General features: G+C 64.0%; 4 protein-coding genes. 2 read left to right on the forward strand and 2 right to left on the reverse strand.

Annotation, left to right across the window (positions count from 1 at the left end; all coding sequences use genetic code 11):
- Positions 1-1,098: Nramp family divalent metal transporter (locus tag EN750_RS22150; protein WP_145967833.1), on the reverse strand; the 1,098-nt coding region annotated here is incomplete at its 3' end.
- A gap of 235 nt (positions 1,099-1,333) precedes the next feature.
- Here EN750_RS22150 and mntR point away from each other — a divergent pair.
- Together mntR and EN750_RS22160 are read left to right on the forward strand one after the other, a co-directional pair.
- Entirely contained in the window at positions 1,334-1,783 is a 450-nt protein-coding gene (gene mntR / locus EN750_RS22155) for a manganese-binding transcriptional regulator MntR (protein WP_127271216.1), read from the forward strand.
- Between the two features lie 90 nt (positions 1,784-1,873).
- On the forward strand, positions 1,874-2,062 hold the full coding sequence (locus EN750_RS22160) for a hypothetical protein (RefSeq protein ID WP_127321885.1): 189 nt from the start codon (positions 1,874-1,876) through the stop codon (positions 2,060-2,062).
- A 157-nt stretch (positions 2,063-2,219) separates the two neighbouring features.
- Here EN750_RS22160 and EN750_RS22165 read toward each other — a convergent pair.
- On the reverse strand, positions 2,220-4,008 hold a 1,789-nt coding region (locus EN750_RS22165), incomplete at its 5' end, for a hypothetical protein (RefSeq protein WP_127397644.1).

A 4,008-nucleotide genomic window follows, 5' to 3' on the forward strand; every position in this document is an offset into this window, starting at 1 on the left:
CGTCAAGAGCCGGCGTGCCCAGTTGGGGATGCGCAGGCGCAGGAAACCCTCCATGACGATCTGGCCGGCAAGCGTTGCCGTCACCGTCGAGTTCAGGCCGGACGCCAGCAGCGCCACCGCGAACAGGATCGAGGCGATGCTCAAGCCAAGCAGCGGCGACAGCAGCTCGAATGCCTGGCCGATCTCGGCGACATCCTGGTGGCCGGTGTTGTGGAAGGCGACCGCCGACACGATCAGGATGGCGGCATTGACGAACAGCGCCAGCATCAGGGCGATGGTCGAGTCCGTCGTTGCCCATTTGATGGCGTCGCGCTTGCCTTTGTCGGTGCGCTCATAGGCACGGGTCTGCACGATAGAGGAGTGCAGATAGAGATTATGCGGCATGACGGTGGCGCCGATGATGCCGATGGCGATGTAGAGCATCTCCGGGTTGGTGACGATCTGCGACGACGGCACGAACATGGCATGCAGGATCGAGCCTGCCGGCGGGGCGGCGACAAAGATCTGGATGGCGAAGCAGCTGAAGATGATGATCAGCAGCGCGATGACGAAAGCTTCGAGATAGCGGAAGCCCTTGTTCATCAGCAGCAGCACGAGGAAGGCGTCGAGCGCCGTCAGCATGGCGCCGCTGATAAGCGGAATGCCGAACAGGAGTTGCAGCGCGATCGCGGTGCCGATGACTTCGGCCAGGTCGCAGGCGATGATGGCCAGTTCGCAGGCGATCCACAGCACGAAATTGACCGGACGGGGATAGTAGGCGCGGCAGGCCTGGGCGAGGTCGCGGCCGGTGGCGATGCCGAGCCGTGCCGCCAACGCCTGCAGCAGGATCGCCATCAGGTTGGACAGCATGATGATGAACAGCAGCGTGTAGCCGAACTGCGCGCCGCCGGCGAGATCGGTCGCCCAGTTGCCCGGATCCATATAGCCGACCGAGACCATGTAACCGGGACCCATGAAGGCGAACAGGCGGCGGAACCAGACCCCCGAACTCGGAACGGCGATGGAGGAATTGACTTCACGCAGGCTGGGCTGCTCGTCCTCGTCGGGCCTGGCGAACCGCCATGAGGAACGGGAGGCTGTGGCTTCGGCTTCGGACATGGGGGAGGGCTTTCCGGGAGACTGGGCGATGTTCCCTAAGCTATGCCATGGCTCAACATTATGCAATATGCTATATTTCATTGTCGTTGCTTTTCATCCGGCCGGCGGTCATCGGGTGGAAACGGCAATCGGAAGCGCTGGTTGCACCTGTGGCGCAATGCAAATAAACGGCCTGAAGAATCAGAGCCCGTGCTATGAAAGCATGGATGGCAAATAGTCCTGGGAGGAGCGCGTATTGGCGCTGAAGAACAGACCGGTCCCGCGCGAGCCGCTGCTTGACGCCGAAATTCATTCGGAGGGCTTCCGGCAGCAGCGCGAAGCGCGCCGCAGCGCGCTGGTCGAGGATTATGTCGAGCTGATCGCCGACCTGATCGAAGACGGCAACGAGGCGCGCCAGGTGGACATCGCCGCACGCCTGGGCGTCGCCCAGCCGACAGTGGCCAAGATGCTGACCAGGCTGTGCGCCGACGGCCTGGTGTCGAGAAAGCCCTATCGCGGCGTGTTCCTGACCGATGCCGGCCGCAAGGTCGCGGAGCAAAGCCGCATCCGCCATCAGACGGTGGAAGCCTTTTTGCGCTCGCTTGGTGTCAGCGCCGAGACGGCGCGCATCGACGCCGAAGGCATCGAGCACCATGTCAGCGCCGAGACGCTGGAAGCTTTCCGCAAGGCGATGACGGCGCGCTGAGCCGCCAGATTTCCGGCGCTGCCGGAACCGTCGCACGCCGGGCACGTTGCTCCCGACAGCGCGCGTTTTGTCGCGCGAACGGAGGAAGCGATGGGCATCGAACAAGCACCGACCGCAAAGGGCAAGCAGGCGGCCGCGGGACTGAAACAGGCGGCGGCGAGGGACGAGCGCAAGACCGAGGCGGAAACCGGCCGTCCGCTTAAAAAGGGCGCGGCGCGTTTCGAGGAACGGTCGAAGAGCTCTGACGGCAAGAGCGCCGGCGCCAAACAGGAAGATTAGGCGTCTGACGTGATTGGCTGCAGGCCAAGGCCGCTGTTGGACGTGGTTTACGTCCTTTCTTGCGGCAGTGTCTATCGCCCTCCGCTATGGCTGCGGGCGTTCGAGCCTTTTGAAAGGTCCAGTGGACCTTTCAATTTGCCTGCGGCAAACCGTTCCCTCACTCCCTGACATCCTGCACCCAGCTGCGCGGGTGGCCGTCGACGCGGAACTGGAAGATGAAATAGGGCGGGATGCAGGTGCCTTTGCCGGCTTTTGCCTGCACCAGATCGTCATAGCCTGCGGTGCAGATATAGTCCTCGCGGCAGGGATGCGCCTTGTCGCAGGCGCGCAGGCCGGCGGTCTTGGTGAATTCCTTCGTGCAGAATTTGTGGTCCTTGCCCGACGCGATGCAGTCGTTGAAGCCGGTCTTGGCCAGACGTCCGCACGTCGCCTCGCCGGGAAGCTTGTCGCAGCTCGCCTTGCGCAGCATGCCACCGGGAAAGCCGCCGGTCTTCTGCTGCGGATTGTCGTAGCGCTGGCGCGCCGCGCCATAGCCGGCGAGCTTGACCGGCGGCTTCTTGTCCCGCGCCGGGTCGATGGCGCAGGCCTTGGCGGTGGCCGGGGAGAGGCGGCAATACTGGTCGTTGCCCCAGGTCGACATCTTGATCTCGCCGAACTCGACCGGGTCGCCGACGGCCGTGCCGGCCTCGCTGACGCAGGTGCCGAAGCCCGGATGGATGGCGCTTTCATGGACGCCAGCGCAGCGCAGGCCGGTGCCGCAGGTCCAGTCCTTGAAACTTGGGTCCTCGCCGCGATAGCAGATCGAGCCCCAGCCATTGTAGAGGTCGGTGCCTTTCAGCGCCTCGGCATATCTGGCGTCCGGACGGGCGGCGAAGCCGCGCGTAAAGTCCGGGTGACTGCCGGCGGCGAACTGCTCGACGATGGCGCGGCGGCGCGGCAGGTCGGCGAAGAACACAGCCGAGCCCGGCACGAAGACGGCGTTGCGGCGCGGCTCGCTGGCCGGATCGGCGCCGGTGTAATGAAAGCCGGCAATGCCGCGCGTCTGATGGCAACCGGTGCAACTCATCTCGTTGAGCCGCAATTTGAAGCCGGCCGCCGACTTGATGGTGGCGAGCGTATTGCCCCTGGCGACGTAGTCCTTCAGCGCCTTGTCGATGTCGGCGTCGTCGACCAGCCCGTAGACGATGTTGTTCTGCGACCGGCTGAGGCCGCCGGGTGCGACGGAGACGGCGCTCCTGGCCAGGAATTTTTCATCGATGACCAGCCGGCCATGGTCGAGGTCGTAGATGTTGCGGTCGGTGAGCAGCCATTTGGCGAAAGACGGCTTGTCGGCCAGCACGGTGGCGCGGTCGATCTGGTTTTCCATCTTCGCTTCATAGAAGCTGGACGCAGCCGGATCCCATTTGAAGATCTTCAGGAGGTATTCGGCATGACCGCCGAAATCGCGCCGCGTCGATGCCGACAGCCTGAGCACCTGCATGTTGAGTTCGAGCCGCATGATCTGCGACGAATTGAGCATGGCGCCCGAGAGCGGGCCCTCGTCGGAGCGCAGCCAGGCGGCAAGCTGGTCGGGTGGGAGGTCTTTCTTTCCGGCTGCCAGCCAGCGCTGGGCAACATCGGCGCAGGAAACGTCGGTGGCGCTTGGCAGGTCCTTGGAGGCGCGGGCCTGCGCCTGCCTGGGTTTGGCGTTGAACACCAGGCTCATGGTCAACGGCAGCCGCGAGGAAATGCGCTGGCCCGCCTTTCCCTTCACCGGCTTTTCAGCGATCGAATAGTGGAAGCGGTAGATCAGCCGGATCTCGCCGCATTCGGTGTGGCCGAGATAGCCGCGGTCCATGCGGTTGACAACGCCGGTGAGGTCCAGCGTCGAGCCGTCGTCGTCGATGTATTTTGGATTGAATTTCTGGCTGGTGTCCTTCGATCTGGCCATGTCGGCGACATAGGGG

Source organism: Mesorhizobium sp. M7A.F.Ca.ET.027.03.2.1, assembly GCF_003999175.1.
GTDB lineage: Bacteria > Pseudomonadota > Alphaproteobacteria > Rhizobiales > Rhizobiaceae > Mesorhizobium.